Consider the following 22782-nt stretch of genomic DNA (forward strand, 5'->3'; position numbering starts at 1 on the left):
GTCCAACAAAATTCCGCACATATGAGAGGGGTTTATAAAACTATGCGCTACGTTATCATAACAGGAACTTCACAAGGTTTAGGTGAGGCAATCGCTACGCAATTATTAGAAGAAAATACAACTGTCATCTCTATTTCTAGAAGAGAAAATAAAGAGCTTACGAAACTTGCAGAACAATATAACAGCAATTGCATTTTTTATTCCCTAGATCTTCAAGATGTACATAACTTAGAAACTAACTTTAAAGAAATTATCTCATTTATTAAAAAAGACAATGTATCCTCTATTCATTTAATTAATAATGCGGGTACAGTTGCACCTATGAAACCAATTGAAAAAGCAGAAAGCGAACAATTCATTACGAACGTTCACATTAATTTACTTGCACCTATGATTCTTACATCTACATTTATGAAACATACGAAAGACTGGAAAGCAGATAAACGCGTTATTAACATTTCATCTGGCGCAGGAAAAAATCCTTACTTTGGCTGGGGTGCTTATTGTACAACGAAAGCTGGTGTAAATATGTTTACACAGTGCGTAGCAACTGAAGAAGCAGAAAAAGAATATCCAGTAAAAATCGTCGCTTTTGCACCTGGCGTTGTTGATACTAATATGCAATCACAAATTCGTGAAACAAATAAAGAAGATTTCATAAACTTGGACCGCTTCATTGCATTAAAAGAAGAAGGAAAACTATTATCACCTGAATATGTTGCGAAAGCTATTCGTAACTTACTAGAAACTGAGGACTTCCCTCAAGGCGAGATTATTAGAATTGATGAATAACAAAAAGGTGTGCTAAAATAGCACACCTTTTTGTTTTACTTCTCTAAAAATATAAGCACAGACTCCGCAATTTTCTCATAACCAATTTCTTGATAAATTTTATTCGATATCGGATTCGCTAAATCAGTATATAACGTAGTCGTCTTGTACCCTTCATCTAACATACGTTGACTAAGTGCTGCTACACACTTAGATGCGTATCCCTTTTTCCTTGCTTCTTTCGGCGTATATACAAAATTAACTGTTATATTATTTTTAGTTGGTCTCGTTTTTGCAGCTACAGAAACGAGTTTCCCATCCACTTCCAAACCAAACAGTCGATTTGTAGTTATTAATGTATACGCAGTTTGTTTTGCTTCTTCTTTCGTAGTAGGAAGCTTTACGTCTTCACAAAATTGATATATCCACTGTTCTATTAATGGTAATTCATCATTATTTACCGCTCGAAAAAGTCCATTCGCATTACACTTCTTCTTTACTCTGTTCAACTCATACACACCTTGCTCCATTGCAACATGCGTTTTTTTATTTTCTAATACTGCAATCTCTTCCGCTAATTTCTGTACAATTTTCTTATTACCGATCAATCCAGGAATATCCGGATATACTTTCGTTAATTCTTTTGCAAGTTCCTCAATAGTTACTCCCGCAATTTCAGAAGTTGCAACAATGATTTGTTTCTTCTCTTCTGTTTGCAGAAATACAACCGCAATTTCTTCTCCTTGTTTCGCTATCCCCATAAATGTTGGTTGTTGGACCATTTGTAATACACCTAATATGAGATTGTTTTCCTGCTCATTCTTTTCTAGAAATGGTGTAACATCTTCTTTAAAATGAACAATCTCTTCATATACATGTAATTGAATCATCGACAATCTCTTCTCTCTATTTATATTTTAATTAAGTATTGGCGATTAATTCATTAAATCCCTCTTTTACGATTCAATAATATTCAAAGCTAATGTATTCAAAGCATTTTCAGCATGTAAAATTCTCTGTTTTTCCTTTTCAAATACATCTTCTTCTTTTCGAAATGACTCTTGTCGATTTTTAATCATACGATTCATTTCTTTTTTACTCGGTCCACCGTATACATTTCTTTTTTGAATAAAAGCTTCTGGCGATATAATTTCTTTCCACTCTTTTTCTAATAAATTTATTTTAAAATGTTCTTGCAAGTACATATTTACCTCTTTGAAGTGTAATTCATGTAGCTCTTTTTTCTGCTCCAATAACATATTTGCAATAGCACTTGCTGCATGATGAGCATGCCGAAATGGAATTTCATAGTTTTTTGTTAAAACATCGGCGAAATCCGTTATCGTTATTGCATGTTTATAGGAACGACTTTTTAACGTTTCTTCTTCTACTTTCATCGTTCGGATCACTGCATTCATCATACAAAAAACACGAATTGCCTTTTCAATCCCTTGATATAAATATGGCTGCAGGTCATCTTCCGTATCGACAATATCACCAAATGGTGTATTATGAATCATTTGAAATACTGTAAATGCTTCTCCTAAAGCACTACTCGTAATTGCACGAGCGTGTTCAATTGAAACCGGATTTCGTTTTTGCGGCATAATACTACTGATTTGTACATATGGCTTTGCAACAGTAATACCGTCATATTCTTTCGTTGCTAACAACAAAAAGTCATGAATCCATCTACTCGTATTCGTCATCATTACCATAAGTAGCGAGCTAACTTCTAATAAATAATCCGCTCCAGCAACAGCATCATATGAGTTCTCAATTACATTTGTAAATCCAAGTAGATGAGCAACTCGTTCTCGTTTAATCGGGAAACTTGTTGTAGAGAGTGCAGCTGCCCCCATTGGAGACTGATTTAAAAGCTGGTACGTTTTTTTCATTCGTTCTAAATCTCTTTGCATCGTATCATAAATTGCTAACGTATAATGACCAAATGTTGTTGGCTGTGCTGGTTGTGTATGTGTATAAGCTGGCATGATCGTTTCCTTATGATCAGCGGCAAGTTGCAGTACACTTTCTTGCAATAACAAATGATGTTCTATTAATCGTAATACATATCGCCTTAAACTCATGCGATACATCGTTACGCCCATATCATTTCTACTTCTACCAATATGCATATTACTTACAAAATCGCATTTCGCTTCTTGAGAAATTAAATGTTCGACTAAAAAAAAGAGATCTTCATGCTGCTCTGTATAGAGCAATTGCTCTTCTGGAATTCCCTCTACCTTTTTTAATGCGTGTAATATAACTTTAGCTTCTTCCTTTTTCATTAAATTTTCTTCCGTCAGCATCGTAATATGTGCTTTATGCACTTGAAACATATCTTTCAATAAGTAATTTCTTTGAAAATGAAATACATGTTGTAATACACAATCCACATATGTTTTCCCAGGGAAATCAGCGCCTTCACTCTTTATAAACTCTTCTTTACTTTGTTTCATCACCTTTTCCCCTCTCACCTAAGTATTACTACCCATCATACCCAGAGATAGAAAAAAAGTGCTTGTACATAAAAATAAACTCGGTGCTCTCTGCACCGAGTTTATTTAATAAAAGTCGCATCATACTTATCACTTTGCAACACTTGGAAATGTAAGTTTGCTAAATGTTTCCGTATTTCTGCACTATCGTCTTCATTTAAATTATTCGCCAAAAACACAATCTCGGTACAATTTCCATGTTTATCCATAGCATAAACTGCTTTTGTAACCGTCCATGGTGTGTAACCATTCTTTTGCCCAGCATGTCTAAATGTTTTACGGTATTTCTTGGCACTCATGTCTGTTTCAACGATATTTGCCCACACTTTTTCTTCAGCTTCTGTCAAGCCACCTTTATGGTTTGCCTTTTGAAGTAATACCATATAATCATTTGCAGAAGCTGCTGGTAATCTATCTGACCAAATTTTGTCGTAACGTTCCTCTAAATAAAGCGGAATTTCCTTCTGTAATAATGGTCCCTTCTTCTTTAAGCGTTCATGAATAATCATCGCATATTCACGATATTGCTCTTGAGACATTTCTTTTAACTTTTTCTCTATTTTATATTTTGGAACATGTAATTCTTTATGCAAATATCCCGGGATATACAAAGATGAAACGATTGGAAATAGTGGTTGATGTGCAGGAAGTGATAAACTTTGTAAATTTCGATTGATGTTATCTAATCCTAACAATTCCATTAAGTATTCAGCATTTGCATTCGAACTAAACTTAACCATTCCTTTTGCCACTTCTTCTAAAGAAACCGCTCCTTCAGTTATCTTGCCCGTCTTCTCCAAATACTTTTGCCATCTATCTTGTGCACCACCATCTGTATTCGGCACATAATAACGATTCACATCATTAATCGACACGAAACTAGAAGAATCAATTTTCCCTTCAGTAACTTGTTTCGTATATTCAAGCGCCACAATTAATTTCATCGTACTAGCAACTGGCAATACAACATTTGGGTTTACAGAATAAACAACTTTATCATTTCTCTTTACTAGAAGCGCACTATTTTTTTCATCTTTATGTTCTTCAATAAAAGATGCAATATACTGTGCATCATCATTATTTGAACTCCACACTTTTTTCACTAAAAAGTTACCCGATATTAGCAAAACAAAAATACCCACAATTACTGCGCATACTATAGTTTTTTTCAAGTAAAATTCCTCTCCTATTGTGTAACTCTTCTCTATTTATCATTTAAAAACAAAATAATGGAGATGGTCATTTAAATAACCATCTCCATTATTTTAACTTGTATGCTCCTATTATGTCTACGTCATAAATTTCACAAAATCCTCAAGAAACTTTTTATAATGTAACGACCAACCAATTCGCACCCAATTTTTTAATGCTTTTGCATCAGGTTGAGGCCGAAAATCAGCAATACTCTCTCCTTTTGCAATTCCAACTGTATCTACATCGACACGACGATATACATAATCTAAAATGGATGGATTTGCCGCAACCATCATTGTAACGACGTCATGTACTGGACTACCTGTTATTTTCGGGTTTAACTTTTTATATGCTTTATAATAATACGTAAATATCGGCTCGATTAACTTATTAAAACTCGTTTTAGAGTGTTTCGTAATATATTTTACCATTTCCGGTGTAATAATTGCTTCAGATGTAACGTTAAGTGGCACTAATGTCACATTTTTGGCATTTTGCATAACTAATTGTGACGCAATGGGATCACCATGAAAATTCGCCTCTGCGACTGGTGTTACATTGCCAGGCATTAAGAAAGCACCGCCCATTATATAATATTCTTTCACATACTTCATCATCGGCTTTTCTAAAATAAATGCTGTCGCTAATGTTGTTGATCTACCAGCATCGACTATTATTAATTCTCCTTTATATTTTTCAAGAAGATCAAAAAATGTACAAAAAGGCTTTATATTTGGTGAAAAAGTTTTTGGAGGTTTAATTGGCCCTAAACCGTCTGTCCCATGAATTTCTGGATAATACGTCGTAATATCTCCGGATAAAGGAATTTTCGCACCATTAATAACAGGTATATCTTCCCGTCCTGCCATTTGCAATAAATATGCGGCATTACTTGTCGCCTTTTCTTGTGTTACATTTCCATATCCCGTTACTACACCAACAATATCAATATCAGGATGCAACAATCCATACATAATTGCTAAAGAGTCATCAATTCCTGGGTCTCCTAAAAATAACACTTTTTTCATCGACCTCAACTCCATCCCCTCAGTTGTTATTAATTTATGAATAACCGTGGATATACAGAATAAAAAAAGAACAAATTCATATGAAAAAACGCAGTCTTCTAAGGACTACGTTTTTTCAGCTAACCTATACTGTTTTTTTTACAGCACTCATACTTCCAATAACATAAGCGATAAACGCAAAACAAATTGGGAAGACAACTGTATGTATACCGAACGGATTTGGATAGAAAAGATGAATACACATATATGAGCCTACCCCAACTAAAATAGACGCAAGCGCTCCTGTAGCATTTCCTTTCCTCCAATATAACCCTAATACGATTGGCCAAATGAATGCTGCTTCTAATCCACCGAAAGAAAATAAATTTAGCCATATTAAAAAATCTGGGGGTTTAATCGCCGCTGCATAAACGAGTAGTCCTACAATACCAGTAATCCATAAACTTCCTTTTTTTATCGTACTGTCTGCTGCATCTTTATTTATGTAATTTACGTATATATCTTTAATAATTGACGAGCTTACAAGTAATAATAAAGAGTTTACTGTAGACATAATCGCTGCCATCGGTGCAGCTAAGAAAACTCCAGCTAACCAAGGAGGTAACACTTCCATCGCAAGTAGCGGCATTACTTTATCTGGTACCGTTATACCTGGAAGTACTACTCTTGCAAATACACCAGTTAAATGCATACCGATCATAATTGTGCCAACGACAACGGTTCCAATTATTAAAGCTTGATGCATCGCTTTTGAATTTTTATAAGACATGGCACGCACGCTAATTTGCGGTAAGCCGACAACGCCAATTCCAATTAAAATCCAAAATGATGTAACATATGATTTCGTTAAACTGCCATCTGCTCCGAATGGTGTAATTAACTTTGGATTAATTTGAACAAGTTCCTGCATAATCTTTTCAATTCCACCACCAGCAATGACAGTAGCAATTAAAATGATTGTCGTTCCAACTAACATAATGATTCCTAATAATGTATCTGATAGAGCAACTGCACGAAATCCACCAATTAATACGTACACAAGTACAGAAAAAGTAAATAAAAATAGTGCTGTTGTATACGATAGACCCGTTAGTGACTCGATTAATCGTCCCCCGCCGACCCACTGGGCTACTGTCGCTGAAAATAAAAAGATAATAATACATAACGCAGAAAGTATAACAACTGCTTTATTATTGTATCTCCCTTTTAAATAATCGATAAGAGTAATTGCTTCCATCTTCCTAGCGATAATTGCAAACTTTTTACCGATAACCGTTAAAACGATATAGCCTGTTACAACTTGAATCGCAGATAACAGTACCCATCCAAGCCCCATATTGTAAGCAATACCAGGGCCACCAATAAAGCTACTTGCACTACCGTACGTAGCAATCATTGTCATCGCTAATAATAAACCGCCTAGCTCACGCCCACCAAGAAAATATTCTTGTAAAAATTTATTATGAGCAGTTGCTTGCACACGTTTTGAAGCATATACACCAATTAAAAATACAACGATAAACGAAATTATCATTGGAATGATTACATACCAATTCATCTATTATTCCTCACTTTTTTCTTCCTCATCGAGTGAAATATCTTGAAATACAAAACGAACAACTAAACTAAGTAAAATAACCATAACGATAAATCCAACGATACAGCTATAAAAAAACCATGCGGGAAAACCTAATACATATGTATATTCATTCGGATTTTTACTACCAAGCCCATAAGCAAATCCGTACCATATTATAAAATTAATAATAGCAAGTCCAAGACCAATTAACGCTTCTCTATGGGCTATTCGAAAGCGTGGATCATCATGATAATCTTTCATTTTTCCCCCTCCTCTCACGATGTATTATTGTACCATTGTTCTTCTAGTTTTTCCTACTAGAAAGCAAAAACAAGCAGGATTTTTTATAATCATATAGAAGCTTCTCTTACATTACATATTTTTTACAATTGTAACACAAATGAAATTTGAATTTTCAGTATTTCTTAATTATGATTTTAATTAGAGGCTTTCCATCTAGTTTCCACATCCTTGATTTCGGAATAAACGCCGTCTCGTACTGCGTTTACATTATATTTTCAAGGGGGTTATACAATGAGTCAACTAGCTGTAAATCTTCATGAAAAGGTAGAAAAGTTTCTTCAAGGTACAAAAAAGTTATATGTGAATGGATCTTTCATTGAAAGCGCTTCCGGAAAAACATTTAAAACACCTAACCCAGCAACTGGTGAAACACTTGCCGTCGTTTCTGAAGCTGGTCGCGAAGATATTCATAAAGCTGTAGTCGCAGCTCGTATGGCTTTTGACGAAGGTCCTTGGTCTCGTATGAGCACTGCTGAGCGAAGCCGTCTCATGTACAAGTTAGCTGATTTAATGGATGAACATAAAGAAGAGCTTGCACAGCTCGAAACATTAGATAACGGAAAGCCAATCCGTGAAACAATGGCAGCAGACATACCACTTGCAATTGAGCATATGCGCTATTACGCTGGTTGGGCTACGAAAATCGTTGGTCAAACAATTCCTGTTTCCGGTGATTACTTTAACTATACACGCCATGAAGCTGTTGGTGTCGTTGGTCAAATTATCCCTTGGAACTTCCCGCTTCTTATGGCAATGTGGAAAATGGGAGCAGCGCTTGCTACAGGATGTACAATCGTTTTAAAACCTGCAGAACAAACTCCACTATCTGCTCTATACTTAGCTGAATTAATTGAAGAAGCTGGATTCCCGAAAGGTGTTATTAATATCGTACCTGGATTCGGTGAATCGGCTGGACAAGCTCTCGTTAATCATCCACTCGTTGACAAAATTGCATTTACCGGTTCTACTCCTGTCGGTAAACAAATTATGCGACAAGCATCCGAAACATTAAAACGCGTTACACTTGAATTAGGCGGTAAATCACCAAATATCATATTGCCAGATGCTGATTTATCTCGCGCGATTCCTGGTGCACTTTCTGGTGTTATGTTTAACCAAGGACAAGTATGCTCTGCTGGATCACGCTTATTTGTTCCGAAGAAAATGTATGATAATGTCATGGCTGATCTCGTCCTCTATTCTAAAAAACTAAATCAAGGTGTCGGTCTTAACCCTGAAACAACAATTGGCCCTCTCGTTTCCGAAGAACAACAAAAACGTGTAATGGGCTACATTGAAAAAGGGATTGAAGAAGGCGCTGAAGTACTTTGCGGAGGAAGTAATCCATTCGATCAAGGCTACTTCGTTTCTCCTACAGTATTCGCTGACGTAAATGATGAAATGACGATCGCAAAAGAAGAAATTTTCGGTCCAGTTATTTCTGCAATACCGTTTAACGATATTGACGAAGTAATTGAACGTGCAAATAAATCACAATTCGGCTTAGCGGCTGGTGTGTGGACAGAAAATGTTAAAACAGCACACTATGTTGCAAGTAAAGTACGTGCAGGTACAGTATGGGTAAACTGTTATAACGTCTTTGATGCAGCATCTCCATTTGGAGGATTTAAACAATCTGGTCTTGGCCGTGAAATGGGATCTTACGCATTAAATAACTATACAGAAGTAAAGAGCGTTTGGCTTAACTTAAATTAATGAGAAAGAACCTGACCTACCTGGTCAGGTTCTTTTCATTATGTATTCCTTTAAACTTGCAGTCCTCCGCTCACATTTAATACTTCACCTGTAATATAAGATGCGTATTCTGATGCTAAAAAGGCTGCTGCGTTCGCAATATCTTCTGGCGTTCCAATTCTACCAACTGGAATAGCGCCAACCATCTTTTCTTTCACTTTATCTGGTATCGTTTTGGTCATATCTGTATCCATAAACCCCGGACAAATCGCATTACAAGTAATACCGAAACTTCCAACTTCTTTCGCTGCTGTTTTCGTTAATCCTACAACTCCTGCCTTTGTAGCCGCATAATTTGCTTGACCTATGTTTCCTTCTCTACTAATTGAAGATATATTAATAATGCGTCCATACCCTTGTTGTCTCATGTAAAGAAGCGCGGGTTGCATACAATAAAAAACTCCAGTTAAATTCACTTGTAATACTTGTTCCCAGGCAGACTTCTCCATTTTATGTAACATTGCGTCTCTTGTAATTCCAGCATTATTCACCAAAATATGTAACGTACCAAATTTTTGAACCGCATATTCAATTAACGACTTTGCTTCATTTTGATTACTCACATCACATCGATATGAGCACACTTCATATCCTTCATCTGATAACTCGTGTGTCGTTTTTTGTAGATTCTCTTCATTTACATCGCTAATTAATACTTTCGCCCCTAGTTTTGCATAAACCCTTGCAATCTCTTTTCCAATTCCCTGTGCAGCTCCTGTTACAACAGCTGTTTTCCCATTTAAAAACTCCATTCCTATCCCCCATTTCTATTACTTATACTGTATATTTCGGCTCCTTGCTTTCCAATTCCTCTTTGTATAAAAAAGTCTATTTGTGTCAAACTAACTTTGCAACGTCGCATAAACGCAAGGAGATTGTGTCGAATGAACAAAAAGAATTTCAAACAAAGCAAAGCAACGGATGGCATTGATGTTGAGTTCTCTCGCGAACTCGCTGACCACAATGACTTAGAAGCAAACGCACGTGCAAATGCCGCTGATGCACGTCAAAAGCGCCAATCAACCGAAAAATAAGGTACATCACAACCTTATTCTTTTCAAAAGGGACCTACTACCCAACAAAATAAACCGAGAGACATCTCTCGGTTTATTTTCTATATTTTTTTGCATAATGAGCCAAAGTAAGCAACGGATATATATGAGCATAACTATGATAACGAATATAAAACCCACCTGGTAAACCTGTTCCAGTAGGATATTTTTCATTTATATAAGAGTTGGAGAGCAAATATGAAATACCTTTTCGAATAACTGACGTTTCTTTATCATAGTAAGAAATGAGGGCATCTAACGCCCATGCTGTTTGGGATGGTGTACTAAATGGCAAAGTAACAAATCTTTTTTCCACACTACTTTGGCAAGATTCTCCCCAGCCACCATCTTCATGCTGTATATGTTCAAGCCATAAAGCTGCTCGTTTCACTGATGGATCGCTAGATGGTATTCCTAGTGACCGTAAACCAGTCAACACTGCCCACGTACCATATATATAACAAATTCCCCATTTCCCATACCACGATCCATTTTCCTCTTGTACATTCATTAACCAATTTATCGCACTTTGTTTTTGTTTCTCGGGCAATTCATTTTGCGTATACGTTCCGAAAAATTCTAATACTCTTCCTGTAATATCTGGTGTAGAAGGATCTGTAATCATATCACTTGCATTTTCGATTGGTAAATTTGCTAATATACGGCTCGTTACCCCTTTTTCAAAAGCCCCCCAACCACCATCATTATTTTGCAATCCTTTAACCCAATTAACCGCTCGCTTCCAAGCAGTGTCTACATTTTCGTTCCCTCTACTTCGCGCCAATGCTCTTAACGCAGCAGTTGTATCATCAATATCTGGAATCGTCGTATTCACATCCGAAAAGCCCCAACCACCTGGGAAGAGATCCGGTGCATGTACACTCCAATCTACTTTCTTTGTTTGCTGTTTTCTTAGTAAATACGCTGATGCATTTTGAATCACTTTACTTGCTTTCGGAACTTGAGCTTCTTGCAAAGCATAACTGAGTAAAGCTGTATCCCATATAGTTGACGGAGAGTTTTGCAAATGGCTCCCTCTCTCCATCTTCCATATATAAGATGTGATTCCCATTATAGCCTTCTGAATAATTGGTGAGTGAATAGAATGTCCTAATGCAAGTAAAGCATAAATCATATAAAACGAGGCAGTTGCGTAACTATATAATGTTCCATTTTCATCAATACGCTCTTTCATAAAACGTTCTACTTCCTCATATCCTTTATGATGCAAAGAAAGTGGATACGTTATAATTTTCTTCACGTCACTTACTAACGTTTGAAAAACTGGAGACCGATCCTCCCGAAACCATTCTCCGCCCCCGCCTGCAATATGATTTAAATTTGGCAATAACTTTTTCCCTACTCGAAATCTTTTATTTAAACACAACATCATCGGAATTAAATGAATACGTGCTGAGCTACTCAGTTCAAAAATACTGAGAGGGGAATCATTCTGCAGAAACATAATTGGTGTTGGCAAATGAAAGAGAGAAGGATATTCATATTCTCCATGAATCGCTAATAAAAACTTCGTCATAAAATGAGCACGCGCTACCCCACCGCGCTCATTTATAAACATTTCCGCTCGCTTCATATTCGCATCTTCTTTTGTATATTTTTCCGATGCAAGTAAGGCAGCATAAGATTGAATTGTAGCAGATAAATTACCACCCATTTCATCTTCATACAATTTCCATGTTCCTTCATTTGTTTGAAGTGATGCTAATCTTTTTACAAACGGTTCTATCTCTTTATCTCTACCTAATAATTTTAATAAAAAAATCATATGACAATCTGTTAGTGGCGCTCCTTCAAAACAAAACTGCCACGTACCATCTTGCCGTTGCATTGTTTGAAGTGCAGTTGTTCTTCTCGCTATTTCTTCATGCACTTTTTCATATAATAACAAGTTACTCACCCACCCTTTCGAAATCCGTATAACGATATTCAAAAAGGTAGCTGAATATGTATAAAAACAAAGAAAAGCAGAACATATAAAATGTTCCGCTCATAAACAATATCCTACTCCGACAATAATCCCTAATAAAGCACCAACTACTACTTCATACGGTGTATGCCCAACAAGTTCATTTAACTTCTTATATTCTGTTTGTCTACCGTGAAAAAACTCATTCAATATTTTTGCTTGTTTACTTACTGCAAGCCTTACTCCTGAAGCATCATACATAACAATAATGGCAAAAATAGTAGCAACCGCAAACATCGAGCTTTCCACACCTTCTACTACCCCAACTCCTGTAGCAAGTGCTGTAACAGTTGAAGCATGAGAACTCGGCATCCCACCTGAAGCGAAAAACTTTGCAAAATCAAATTCACCCGTTTTGACTAATTTAAAGACTACTTTCGTTAATTGTGCTAAAAACCATGAAATTACAGCGGCCATAAGCGGATCATTATGTAAAATTGTTTCCACGTTCTCAGCTCCCTACTAGCTATGATGGAAATCCTATATAGTATCAGTATAAAGAAAAATGCGTAGAAAATACTACGCATTATGATACTTTTGCTGATTTATTTTTTATAAATTTCGGTTGTTTCTGCACTAAAAACTTTGTCTTCGCTACCGAGAATACAAATAAAGCAACCCATATACAGAAAAATGCAATCATATGTGTAGATGTGAAATGTTCACCAAATACAAATACACCTAAAATTAAGCTAATTGTTGGCGCAATATATTGTAAAAATCCCACCATATAAAGCGGAATAAGTTGTGCTCCTTTTGCAAAATAAAATAGTGGTAATGCCGTTACAATACCTGCTCCTATTAAAAGTAACGTTGATAACATTGAAATAGATCCAAATGAGCCGAAACCATGTGCTCCTGTCATAACAAGATAAATGATTGCAAACGGCGTCACTAACATCGTTTCCATCGTAAGTCCAATTGTGGCATCATAGTTTAACAGTTTTTTCGTTAATCCGTATAATCCAAATGAAAAGGCAAGTGAAAGAGAAACCCACGGAATAGATCCGAAACGTACTGTTAAAATGACAACCCCTACTCCTGCTAAACCAACTGCAACATATTGCCAAAAGTTTAACTTTTCCTTTAAAACGACTGTACCAAGTAAAATACTAATAAGCGGATTAATATAATAGCCAAGACTCGCTTCAATAACATGATTATGATTAACGGCCCATATGTAAACAAACCAGTTTCCGCTAATCAAGACTGAAGCTATTGTTAATGACATTAATAATTTAGGTCGTTTAAAAAGATTCACAAATTCCCCAATAAACTGGCGAAACCTCTTCGTAACACCTAATACAAGTAACATAAAAACAAATGCCCAAACGATGCGGTGTGCTAATATTTCATCTGCTGGAACTTCCTCAACCCATTTCCAATAAATCGGTAGAATTCCCCACATCGTATAAGCACCAGCCGCATATAGTATCCCTTTTTTTTGCTCTGCTGATTGACTCCCCATCTTCCTTTTTCTCCTCTTCTCATTTTTTCTCCATTATACGGTCTCACATGCTCACTTTACCAATAATCAATCTGCATTTCTTTCGACATTTCTCATACAACGAATAATAAACATACCGTTATTACAACAAGTAACGGTATGCCGAAAACAAATTTCTTTTTATGAGTTTTATGATGAAACATATACATGCCGATCCAAGCTCCAACTGCTCCTCCAGCTGCCGCCGATAAAAACAACGTACTTTCTGGCGTTCTCCACTGTTTCTTCTTTGCTTTTCGTTTATCAAGCCCCATAAGGCTAAAAGCTATAACGTTAATAATAAGAAAATAAATCCATTTCATCGCTTTCTCTCCTTATGAAAAATTTGATTAATAGTAACACGAAAAAACGACGGAAACAACTGAAGAACTCTTTTTATCCAACTAGTTTCATTCCTTTTTCTTAATTAGCTACCTTCATATTTACATAACCAACTAAAATCGCAGTTAAAGCATTTAATATGGAAAAATGTTATGAGCAGAATCTTATATTTCATTACATTCATCCACTACCATATCATCAAAAAAATTGCTCTCAATCACTTTCTCATCAAAACGAAGAACTACAATTAGCCCTACATATAAAGAAACAAAATTTAGAAACCATTCCCCATTCTCATCTTTCTTAGCTAAGCATTTAAATATCTCTTGAAATTGCCCCCGCTCGTCTACAGCAACAATGGGACGTACACCAAAATATTTCAATACAAGATTCAGCTTCAGCTGTACGGATAATGATAAAATATATTTTAATAGCTTCGTGTACTCTGCACTATCTTTTTGACTATACAACTTCACAAGCTTTGGATGTAAATTCGAAATCGATAATTCCTCGTCAGTCACTCTAGTTACTTCTATCGTTTCAATCATCTTTTTCATATCCATCACATTCACCCCTTCTGAAAAAATTCTAAAGCCAAAGAGTACTTAATTCAAAATGTACAACAATTGTGCGTTTCTCGTCTCTCGTTCTTCCTCACTGACTAAATCATACTTTTTTAGGAGGTGAAAAACATCATTTAATAATTTCTGCGAATGAATACCTTGCAAAAAACTCTTTAACTCTTTAAAGATCCCTTCAGGTAAAAAATTCTTTTGACTTTCAAGCTTATTCATCACATCTTCAATAGAATGATCAATGTTACATGCCATACTAAACTTCCCCCTCTATCCTCTATAAATAATATCCTCAGCTAACGATGTAAACACTTCTCCAACAAGAGAATCTTCATCATATACAGATGAACCATTATTTTCTTCACGTTTCGCAAAAGGTATTTTGGCAATTACTTCTGTTTGCAATTGTTCTGCAAGCATTTCGCCGCCGCCTTTTCCAAAGAGATAATTTTTCGATCCATCTTGTTCTTCATAATAAGCCATATTTTCCACAATACCTAAAATCTCATGCTTCGTATGTTTTGCCATTACACCAACTCTTGAAGCAACGAATGAAGCTATATTGTGCGGAGTTGTAACAATTATTTCTTTCGATTGCGGAATCATCGCTGCAACATCAATCGCAACATCTCCTGTACCTGGTGGTAAATCAAGTAATAAATAATCTAATTCTCCCCAGTGCGTATTCGCAAGGAAATTTTGAATCCATTTATTTAGCATCGGTCCGCGCCACATCACTGGGTTATTTCCTTCTGTAAAGAATCCCATCGACATGATTTTAACACCGTGACTAATGACTGGAATTGCCGTTTGATCAATCATCGTTGGTTTCTTATTCGTTTCCATCATAGCCGGAATACTAAAACCATATATATCTGCATCTAATATCCCCACTTTTTTGCCCATACGAGCTAGTGCAGTTGCAAGATTAATTGTCACCGTTGATTTTCCAACTCCGCCTTTTCCGCTCGTTACAGTAATAAAACGTACTCCTGAATCCGGGCGAAGCATGCTCGGCATACCAGTTTCTGTTCTAGTATTTCGCTTTAACTTCTCTGTTAAAGCTGCACGTTCTTCTTGTGTCATAGAGCCAAATGTTACCTCCACTTTAGAGGCACCAATTGCGTGAAGCGATTCTTCAATATCTTGTTGAATTTTTGCTTTTAACGGACAACCTTGGATTGTTAGTACTACTTCAAGTTTAACCTCTGTTCCGTTCATTTGTATATTTCTAACCATATTTAATTCTACAACACTTTTGTGTAACTCTGGATCCTCTACATGTTTTAATGCATTCATTATTTGTTCTTGAGTAAGCATAGAACTCATCCCTTCTCTTATTCTAATTTATATACAACATTTTCTTGGCGCTTCATCTGGTGAAAAAGCTTATTATCCCCCGCTAACGGGTGGGATTAATGCGACTATATCTCCGGCTTTTATCATCTCTTCATTCATTACAAACTCTTCATTAACAGCCACCATCACTTTATCCAGCGATTGTAAACAATAGCTGGCTTTGAGCCATTCTTTTAATTGCTGCACTGTCATTTCTTGCTTTTCTGAAATTACTAATCGATCCGATCCAACTTCCTCACGCAAATTTGCAAACAATAAAATTATAATCATTTTCTCATTCTTCCTTCTTTGGTTTTCCTTCTGGATATGGTGTATTTTCAAGTTGATCTCCAATCCACATCGTTCCATCTTCCCAAAATTCTTTTTTCCAAATTGGAACAATTCGTTTTATACGTTCAATCGCGTACTCATTCGCTTCATAAGCTACTTTACGATGCGGTGATGAAACTGCAATGACTACCGCAATATCCATTATTTCTAGCCGCCCTACACGGTGCGTAATTGCTACTTTTGTATCCGGCCATCTTTCACAAATTTCTTCTCCAATTCTCATAAGTTGTTTTACTGCCATCGGTTTATATGCTTCATACTCTAAATGTAGCGTTCGTTTTCCTTTTGTTAATTCTCTCACCGTACCAATAAATGTTGTAATCGCACCTGCTTCTCTTCTTGCGACTTTATTCGTTACTTCTTCAACTAAAATCGGATTATCTACAATCTCAAATAGCACTTGTTCCATTAAAACCACCTCTCACTTTATGAAATGTCCAAGGCCATTCACTACCTTCGTTATCTTCTAATAAAAGAACATCGACAAACATATCTTTTTTATATCCTCTTGTCCCGCCCGGCAATACGATAAACGCGTTGGATTTTGCCAATGAAGAAACTGAGCTAGATTTATCAAACCCTGATGGATAAGCGATTAATTTCCCCTCATCATATTGCAGTTTTGCTCGTACAAATCTTGTAAATGGATTCGGTTTTAGAAAATCTTCTCCTAATAACGCTTTTTCTCTTTTTAAATGTACTTTTTCACTAAACATATACGTCCGAATACACGGTCTTACGAATAATTCAAACCCTACGTAACAAGCTGATGGATTTCCTGATAAACCAAATAATAACTTGCCATTTAATTGTGCTACAGTCGTAACACTTCCTGGTCGCATTGCAACTTTATTAAAAAGAACAGATGCACCTAACTTTTCGTAAATAGCTGGTAAATAATCATAATCTCCTACTGATACACCGCCCGTTGTAATTAACATATCTACTTGGCCAAGCGCTTCTTTCACAGCTGTAAAACACGTATTAAAATCATCACTAAACTTCCCAAAATATTTTACTCTTCCGCCCGCTCTTCGAATTTGAGACAATATCATGTACGTATTACTGTTTCGGATTTTCCCTGGCTGTAATGAATCATTGACATCCAGTAATTCACTCCCAGTCGCTAACAGTCCAATTACAGGCTTTCTCGCAACTGGTACTTCACTATAACCGAATGTAGCAAGAAGAGCTGAAATACCTGGATTAATGTACGATCCTTTCTTTGCAAGAACTGTTCCTTTACGAGCATCTTCACCTTGAAAAGAAATATTGTCGCCCGCTTTGAATGATCGCTTCACTTCCATATAATTGTTGCCATTCTTCTCATATTGACGAGTCAGCTCTAACATAACAACCGCATCACACCCATTCGGAATTTGTGCTCCCGTCATAATTCGAACTGCTTGAAACGGAGCTACTTTCTCATGGAATAGCGATCCTGCACCAATTTCACCCACTACTTCAAATACAATTGGCGTTTCATAACTTGCTAAATTAGTATCTTCTGCTCGAATAGCAAATCCGTCATATGGCGAACGATTAAATGACGGTACATCATGGTCAGCTACTAAATCCTCTGCTAATATACGTCCATAAGCTAATTCAATTGGTAATAGCTCCTTTAAGCCTTTATCAGCAAATCCCATCACTTTACGAACAGCTTCTTCAACCGTAATTGGCACTCTTCTTTCCATTGTTGACACCCTCTCTATTAACCAAATACGCGATAATATAGTTGTTTCGCTTTCGAAATATCATTTGTACCATGAATAAAAACACGACCATCTCGAAAAACAACCACGCGGTAATCATCGAATTGGCAAGATAGTAAATACGGATTCCGATCTACTTTCCCCAGTTTTTGTAATACTTTTTCTATATCATCAAAATTGTATTTCCTATTGTCTACTGTTCTAATTTGAACTGTATTTCTTCCGCATAAAACAGCTGCTTTCGTTTGATTTTCGTATGATAAATAAGGATAAGTTCGATTTGAACCGCATGAGAGACAAGCGTCTGTTTTTATTTTCCCTAATTTTATAAAATGATTTTGATTACTCCATATATCAAACATGAAAAATGTTTTTCTAATTGCTGAGAAATCTTCCACTAAAATTTTGAGTGCTTCTGCCACTTGATATGCTGCGACGATTTGAACAGTAGGGCTAATAATTCCAGCGGTATCACATGTCACACCTGTAACAGGAATATTTTTAAGCATACAATGTAAACACGGTGTCTCTTGTGGAATAATTGTATAACTCATACCATACGATCCAACGCAAGAACCATATACCCACGGAATATTATGTTTTTGTGATAAATCATTTATTACAAATCGAATATCAAAATTATCTGTTGCATCAATGATTACATCTACATTTTTTAATAGACCTTCCATATTTTCTGAAGTTGCATCCATGACGAAAGCATGTATTTGTACTTCCGAATTAATTTGTTCTAGCCGATTTTTTGCAGCAATTGCTTTCGGCATTTTCTCTCTCGCATTTTGTTCAGCGTACAATTGTTGCCTTTGTAAATTACTCCATTCAACGTAGTCACGATCAATAATCGTCAACTTGCCAACACCTGCACGTACGAAACTTTCGGCACTTGCACTTCCTAATGCGCCTGCCCCTACAATTAACACATGTTTATTTCGAATTTTTTCTTGTCCTTTACTCCCAATTGGTTTGAACAACTGTTGTCGTGAATACCGATCAGCCATTACATACCCTTCCTCTCAAGAACTCTATTTCATATTAGAATGTTGTTTCTGATAACAAGCAAAGTAAGCGAAACCAACAAACCCAGCTCCTCCAATTACATTTCCGATAAAAACAGGAACAAAATTTTTAGCCAAATCCATCCACGTTAGATGACCAGCAAAAATAACAGCGGAAATGACAAACATATTTGCTACTACTTGCTGAAATCCAATCACTACAAATGCCATAATTGGAATCCAAATTCCGATGATTTTTCCGACAAAATCACTCGTCCCGTAAGCGAGCCAAAGAGCAAGACAGACGAGCCAATTACAACCAATTGCTAAAATTAAAGTTCTCCCAAATGATTCATGTAACTTCCCTTCCGCTATCGCTACCGTTTTATTTAAATACTCTCCCTCTGTTAATCCGCCAAGATGTCCAAAGCAATACGCAACGAAAATTGCCCCAATAAAATTCATGAGAGTAATCCAAACCCAGTTATTCAGTACACTTATCAATGTAATTTTCTTTGCATAAAGCGCCATAGACAGTGACATCATATTTCCCGTAATTAATTCTCCTCCTGCTAATACTACGAGCATGAGTCCAACAGGAAATACTGCTCCTCCTAAAACATTCACTAGACTTCCCCAGCGCTCAGGTAAATTCCCTAAAACTCGAATGTTAAGTAAAAAACCTATCGCAATAAACGCTCCTCCTAAAAAACCGAGAATAAGCATCGCTGGCAATGTCTGTCTTACTTTTTGAACACCGGCCTCAATGACAAGCTCAGCAATTTGTTCCGGCTTATGAAATGCCATTACCCATTCCTCCATTTTCTCCAAATAAAAAAGCAGCTTCAAAAAACCTCCTCAAAATAAAGGTTTTTGAATGCTGCTTAATTTCTCTGCACATCTTTTACAGAGATATCAATCATCACTTTTACTATAAAATAGAAAATCCACAACTCTTGTAAATTTTCCATTTTTCACTATGACGCTAGCTTTATATATTAACCACCGATATGTGACATTTCAATTTTAGGTATTGTTTTCTTATTTGTATGATTTAAGCGTTCATCTGAATAACGATCTTCCCTATTATTCCATATATCGCGTACTACATCTGTAATGTCCTCATCTGTATGTTCAGAACGAAGCAATTCTCTTAAATCATTTCCTTTAGAAGCAAATAAGCAAGTATATAATTTTCCTTCTGCAGAAATACGAGCTCTCGTACATGATGAGCAAAAAGAATCTGTTACTGATGAAATAATACCTATTTCCTCATCGCTTCCTATATAACGATACCTAGTAGCCACTTCACCAGAATAATTTGCTTCTATCCGTTCTAACGGCATAACTTGATGAATCGTATCTACTATTTCTTGTTTAGAGACGACCTCTTTTAACTCCCAACCATTATAATTTCCAACATCCATATACTCAATAAAACGAAGAATATGCTTATTTTCCTTAAAATATTGCGCCATCTGCAAAATGTCCTGTTCGTTTTTTCCCTTTTGAACGACCATGTTTATTTTAATTTTCATTCCAACTTCAGCTGCAGCCTGTATTCCTTCCAGAACCCTTTGCACTTTGCTCCTATTACCATTTAAATAGAAAAACCGCTCTTCTTCTAAGGAATCTAAGCTAACTGTTACACGTGATAGTCCCGCCTTATATAAATCAGGAGCAAACTTTTTAAGTAACGATCCATTGGTTGTTAAACCGATATCTTCTACACCATCAATTTTATTAAGGCGCTCAATAAGCTTTGGAAGCCCTCTTCGAAGTAACGGTTCTCCGCCCGTAATCCGTAATTTTCTCACACCTAAAGAAACGAAAATACGTGTTATCCTTTCAATTTCATCAAAAGATAAAATTTTATCATTAGACAAAAACGAGTAATCAGGACCAAATATTTCTTCTGGCATACAATATCGACAGCGAAAATTACAGCGATCAGTAACTGAAATACGTAAATCCTTTAACGGACGTTGCAACTTGTCTAATGTAACTGATTTCATCTTCATTGCCTCACTTTTATTTTATATTTAAAACACGTTCTGGATGGGTATATACATTTAAGGAGTGATTACGAATAAATCCTATTGTCGTAATACCTAAATCTTCCGCTAGTTGCAAAGCTAACTCAGTTGGAGCTGATTTTGATAGTATAATTTCACAACCGATTTTTGCAACTTTCAATAATATTTCCGAAGAAATACGACCACTAAAAACAATGATTTTATCTTTTATAGAAATATCGTTTCTTAAACAATAACCGTAAATTTTGTCTAATGCATTATGCCTACCAATATCCATTCGGCTTAAAATAATACCATTCACATCACATAACGCTGCATTATGAACCCCGCCAGTATGATGAAACGTATCCGCAGATTGCTGCATTTCTTTCATTAACCGAAAACAATCCTCTGCCGCAACCTGTACATGGACACCCTTCATTTTTTTTGCACTTAGTGCATCATTTGCAAAAACAAACCCTTGCCTACTCATACCACAACAAGACGTAATATAGCGTTTATTTTGCATTTGTTCATAATACGGATTTACTTTTGTCGTTGTTACATGCACAAATCCTTCTTTCTCCTGCACCCATACACTATCAATATCTTCATACTTCCGAATGATTCCTTCAGACGCTAAGAAGCCTATTACCATATCTTCTATATATTCTGGAGTACTAACCATTGTAACAAACTCCTGTCCGTTCATTTTAATGGTGACAGGAAACTCTGTTACAATGCTGTCCTCTATATGTTTAAATGCTCCTTGTTCATAACGAAAGATTTCTCTTTCTACCTGTATCGGTTTCACGATCAGTATCCTTCTCTCACGTTATATTTTTATCAAAAACAAATACAGAAACTGCAATATCTTCTTCTACTTTCATATCTGAAAACAAATTCACTAATTTCGCTCCAACAAGTTCCTCCAAATGTTCACGTGAATTCACAGCATACACTTCTTGAATCATTTTCGTTCTAGCCATATGAACCATTTCCGCACCGTCCATCGTACTTGAAATAAATTTTTCAGTAGGTGTTAAGTTTCCATAAAGAGTCGCTATAGCCATATTTTCCGCAAAAACAGTATGAATTCGTTCTGGTCCTTTTCCGAAAAGTTCCTTTCGAAGTTTTCGTATCATATCATTAAATTCATGTACTTTTTTTGACATACAATTATACCTCCCAAAAGCCTCATTTTACTTTATTATATATTTTACCAAAATGAGCCTTCCGCCCAAACTATTTCGTACAAATATTTGGACAGAAAGGTTCACTTCATGAAGTTTATTCGTCTTTTAACCCTTTCCCCATACCTTTTAAGAAATGAAGCCCAAACCCGATAGCACGGTTAATATCTGGGTCTTTCAATACTTTCATAAGATCGAATACCCCTACTTTTTTATTACTTTCTAGATGTTCATTACCTTCTTCTAGTCCGACTAATAAACTACCTATAAGCTTTTTCGTAAGTTCTGGGTCAAGTTCAGTTAACGCACCTGCAGCACCCATCATATTATTAATTAAATTTGTAACAGGCTCACGAGTTACTTGACCTAGAACAATTTTCGCAATTGGTTCTTTCGCTTTTAGCATTGAATTTGCAGCTTCTAGCATTCCAATGTCATTTAATTCCCCTACTATATTAAACATCTGATTTAGAGCTTCCTCATTATTAGTTAGAAGCTCTTTTAAATCATCTAACTTTTGCTGTTTTATTTCTTCCTCAGTTAATTCTTGTTTTTGAATCATTTTTATAGGTGCAGCCATA

General features: G+C 36.0%; 26 protein-coding genes. 3 read left to right on the forward strand and 23 right to left on the reverse strand.

The window, feature by feature from the left end:
• Window positions 1-42: 42 nt before the first annotated feature.
• Window positions 43-792 (forward strand): (S)-benzoin forming benzil reductase, encoded by a 750-nt coding sequence (locus NST90_RS16540; protein WP_006922615.1) that lies wholly within the window; start codon window positions 43-45, stop codon window positions 790-792.
• A 35-nt stretch (window positions 793-827) separates the two neighbouring features.
• Here NST90_RS16540 and NST90_RS16545 read toward each other — a convergent pair whose 3' ends face one another.
• The 6 genes from NST90_RS16545 to NST90_RS16570 form a co-directional block, all read right to left on the reverse strand.
• Window positions 828-1661, reverse strand: coding sequence for a GNAT family N-acetyltransferase (locus NST90_RS16545; protein ID WP_006922614.1), 834 nt, complete (start codon window positions 1659-1661; stop codon window positions 828-830).
• 66 nt (window positions 1662-1727) lie between these two features.
• Window positions 1728-3236, reverse strand: coding sequence for an argininosuccinate lyase (gene argH / locus NST90_RS16550; RefSeq protein WP_283748139.1), 1509 nt, complete (start codon window positions 3234-3236; stop codon window positions 1728-1730).
• 101 nt (window positions 3237-3337) lie between these two features.
• Window positions 3338-4447, reverse strand: a complete 1110-nt coding sequence (locus tag NST90_RS16555) for a serine hydrolase (RefSeq protein WP_000751365.1) — start codon at window positions 4445-4447, stop codon at window positions 3338-3340.
• 117 nt (window positions 4448-4564) lie between these two features.
• A complete protein-coding gene (locus tag NST90_RS16560) occupies window positions 4565-5497 on the reverse strand; it encodes a nucleoside hydrolase (RefSeq protein WP_000756457.1) in 933 nt (310 codons plus the stop codon).
• Window positions 5498-5621: 124 nt separating this feature from the next.
• Window positions 5622-7055 (reverse strand): sodium/pantothenate symporter, encoded by a 1434-nt coding sequence (panF, locus tag NST90_RS16565; protein ID WP_001104812.1) that lies wholly within the window; start codon window positions 7053-7055, stop codon window positions 5622-5624.
• Window positions 7056-7058: 3 nt separating this feature from the next.
• The gene (locus tag NST90_RS16570) at window positions 7059-7337 is read right to left on the reverse strand and encodes a YhdT family protein (protein WP_000656239.1); all 279 of its coding nucleotides are present in this window, start codon (window positions 7335-7337) and stop codon (window positions 7059-7061) included.
• Window positions 7338-7610: 273 nt separating this feature from the next.
• Between NST90_RS16570 and dhaS the strand changes: the two genes are divergently transcribed.
• Window positions 7611-9095, forward strand: coding sequence for an aldehyde dehydrogenase DhaS (gene dhaS / locus NST90_RS16575; protein ID WP_000080274.1), 1485 nt, complete (start codon window positions 7611-7613; stop codon window positions 9093-9095).
• A 50-nt stretch (window positions 9096-9145) separates the two neighbouring features.
• Here dhaS and fabG read toward each other — a convergent pair whose 3' ends face one another.
• Window positions 9146-9886 (reverse strand): 3-oxoacyl-ACP reductase FabG, encoded by a 741-nt coding sequence (gene fabG, locus NST90_RS16580; RefSeq protein WP_025708953.1) that lies wholly within the window; start codon window positions 9884-9886, stop codon window positions 9146-9148.
• Between the two features lie 132 nt (window positions 9887-10018).
• On the opposite strand from fabG, the gene NST90_RS16585 reads away from it, so the two are divergent.
• Window positions 10019-10168: a YfhD family protein gene (locus tag NST90_RS16585; protein ID WP_001035815.1), complete on the forward strand. Its 150-nt coding sequence runs from the start codon at window positions 10019-10021 to the stop codon at window positions 10166-10168.
• A 73-nt stretch (window positions 10169-10241) separates the two neighbouring features.
• Here the strand turns inward: NST90_RS16585 and NST90_RS16590 are convergent, their stop codons facing one another.
• The 16 genes from NST90_RS16590 to NST90_RS16665 all read right to left on the reverse strand — a co-directional run bounded on the left by NST90_RS16590 (window position 10242) and on the right by NST90_RS16665 (window position 22781).
• Window positions 10242-12095 carry a prenyltransferase/squalene oxidase repeat-containing protein gene (locus tag NST90_RS16590; protein WP_283748138.1) on the reverse strand — a complete coding sequence of 618 codons (1854 nt, stop codon included), beginning with the start codon at window positions 12093-12095 and terminating at the stop codon, window positions 10242-10244.
• Window positions 12096-12194: 99 nt separating this feature from the next.
• Window positions 12195-12620: a divergent PAP2 family protein gene (locus tag NST90_RS16595; protein ID WP_000447822.1), complete on the reverse strand. Its 426-nt coding sequence runs from the start codon at window positions 12618-12620 to the stop codon at window positions 12195-12197.
• 79 nt (window positions 12621-12699) lie between these two features.
• Window positions 12700-13641, reverse strand: coding sequence for an EamA family transporter RarD (gene rarD, locus NST90_RS16600; protein ID WP_000535541.1), 942 nt, complete (start codon window positions 13639-13641; stop codon window positions 12700-12702).
• Between the two features lie 92 nt (window positions 13642-13733).
• Window positions 13734-13982, reverse strand: coding sequence for a DUF1294 domain-containing protein (locus tag NST90_RS16605; RefSeq protein ID WP_000871349.1), 249 nt, complete (start codon window positions 13980-13982; stop codon window positions 13734-13736).
• A gap of 183 nt (window positions 13983-14165) precedes the next feature.
• Entirely contained in the window at window positions 14166-14564 is a 399-nt protein-coding gene (locus NST90_RS16610) for a hypothetical protein (RefSeq protein WP_000367302.1), read from the reverse strand.
• A gap of 42 nt (window positions 14565-14606) precedes the next feature.
• Complete coding sequence (locus NST90_RS16615; RefSeq protein WP_000752375.1) at window positions 14607-14831, reverse strand: hypothetical protein; 225 nt, start codon at window positions 14829-14831, stop codon at window positions 14607-14609.
• Window positions 14832-14846: 15 nt separating this feature from the next.
• Window positions 14847-15896: a P-loop NTPase gene (locus NST90_RS16620; protein WP_061113618.1), complete on the reverse strand. Its 1050-nt coding sequence runs from the start codon at window positions 15894-15896 to the stop codon at window positions 14847-14849.
• Between the two features lie 72 nt (window positions 15897-15968).
• The gene (gene moaD / locus NST90_RS16625) at window positions 15969-16205 is read right to left on the reverse strand and encodes a molybdopterin converting factor subunit 1 (RefSeq protein ID WP_000583943.1); all 237 of its coding nucleotides are present in this window, start codon (window positions 16203-16205) and stop codon (window positions 15969-15971) included.
• 4 nt (window positions 16206-16209) lie between these two features.
• Window positions 16210-16674: a molybdopterin synthase catalytic subunit MoaE gene (gene moaE / locus NST90_RS16630; protein ID WP_000438664.1), complete on the reverse strand. Its 465-nt coding sequence runs from the start codon at window positions 16672-16674 to the stop codon at window positions 16210-16212.
• Window positions 16655-17962 carry a gephyrin-like molybdotransferase Glp gene (gene glp / locus NST90_RS16635; protein ID WP_283748137.1) on the reverse strand — a complete coding sequence of 436 codons (1308 nt, stop codon included), beginning with the start codon at window positions 17960-17962 and terminating at the stop codon, window positions 16655-16657. Before glp ends, moaE begins: the two co-directional genes overlap by 20 nt.
• Window positions 17963-17979: 17 nt before the next feature.
• Window positions 17980-18996: a molybdopterin-synthase adenylyltransferase MoeB gene (locus tag NST90_RS16640; protein ID WP_283748136.1), complete on the reverse strand. Its 1017-nt coding sequence runs from the start codon at window positions 18994-18996 to the stop codon at window positions 17980-17982.
• A 24-nt stretch (window positions 18997-19020) separates the two neighbouring features.
• Window positions 19021-19800, reverse strand: a complete 780-nt coding sequence (locus NST90_RS16645; protein WP_000863998.1) for a formate/nitrite transporter family protein — start codon at window positions 19798-19800, stop codon at window positions 19021-19023.
• 191 nt (window positions 19801-19991) lie between these two features.
• A complete protein-coding gene (gene moaA / locus NST90_RS16650) occupies window positions 19992-21008 on the reverse strand; it encodes a GTP 3',8-cyclase MoaA (protein WP_283748135.1) in 1017 nt (338 codons plus the stop codon).
• A 16-nt stretch (window positions 21009-21024) separates the two neighbouring features.
• Window positions 21025-21822 carry a formate dehydrogenase accessory sulfurtransferase FdhD gene (fdhD, locus tag NST90_RS16655; protein WP_000802689.1) on the reverse strand — a complete coding sequence of 266 codons (798 nt, stop codon included), beginning with the start codon at window positions 21820-21822 and terminating at the stop codon, window positions 21025-21027.
• A gap of 16 nt (window positions 21823-21838) precedes the next feature.
• Window positions 21839-22183, reverse strand: coding sequence for a DUF2294 domain-containing protein (locus NST90_RS16660; RefSeq protein ID WP_000039583.1), 345 nt, complete (start codon window positions 22181-22183; stop codon window positions 21839-21841).
• 115 nt (window positions 22184-22298) lie between these two features.
• Window positions 22299-22781: a DUF1641 domain-containing protein gene (locus tag NST90_RS16665; protein WP_000729897.1), complete on the reverse strand. Its 483-nt coding sequence runs from the start codon at window positions 22779-22781 to the stop codon at window positions 22299-22301.
• Between the last annotated feature and the right edge of the window lies 1 nt (window position 22782).

It is taken from the genome of Bacillus sp. FSL E2-8900, assembly GCF_037966225.1.
GTDB classification, from domain to species: domain Bacteria; phylum Bacillota; class Bacilli; order Bacillales; family Bacillaceae_G; genus Bacillus_A; species Bacillus_A cereus.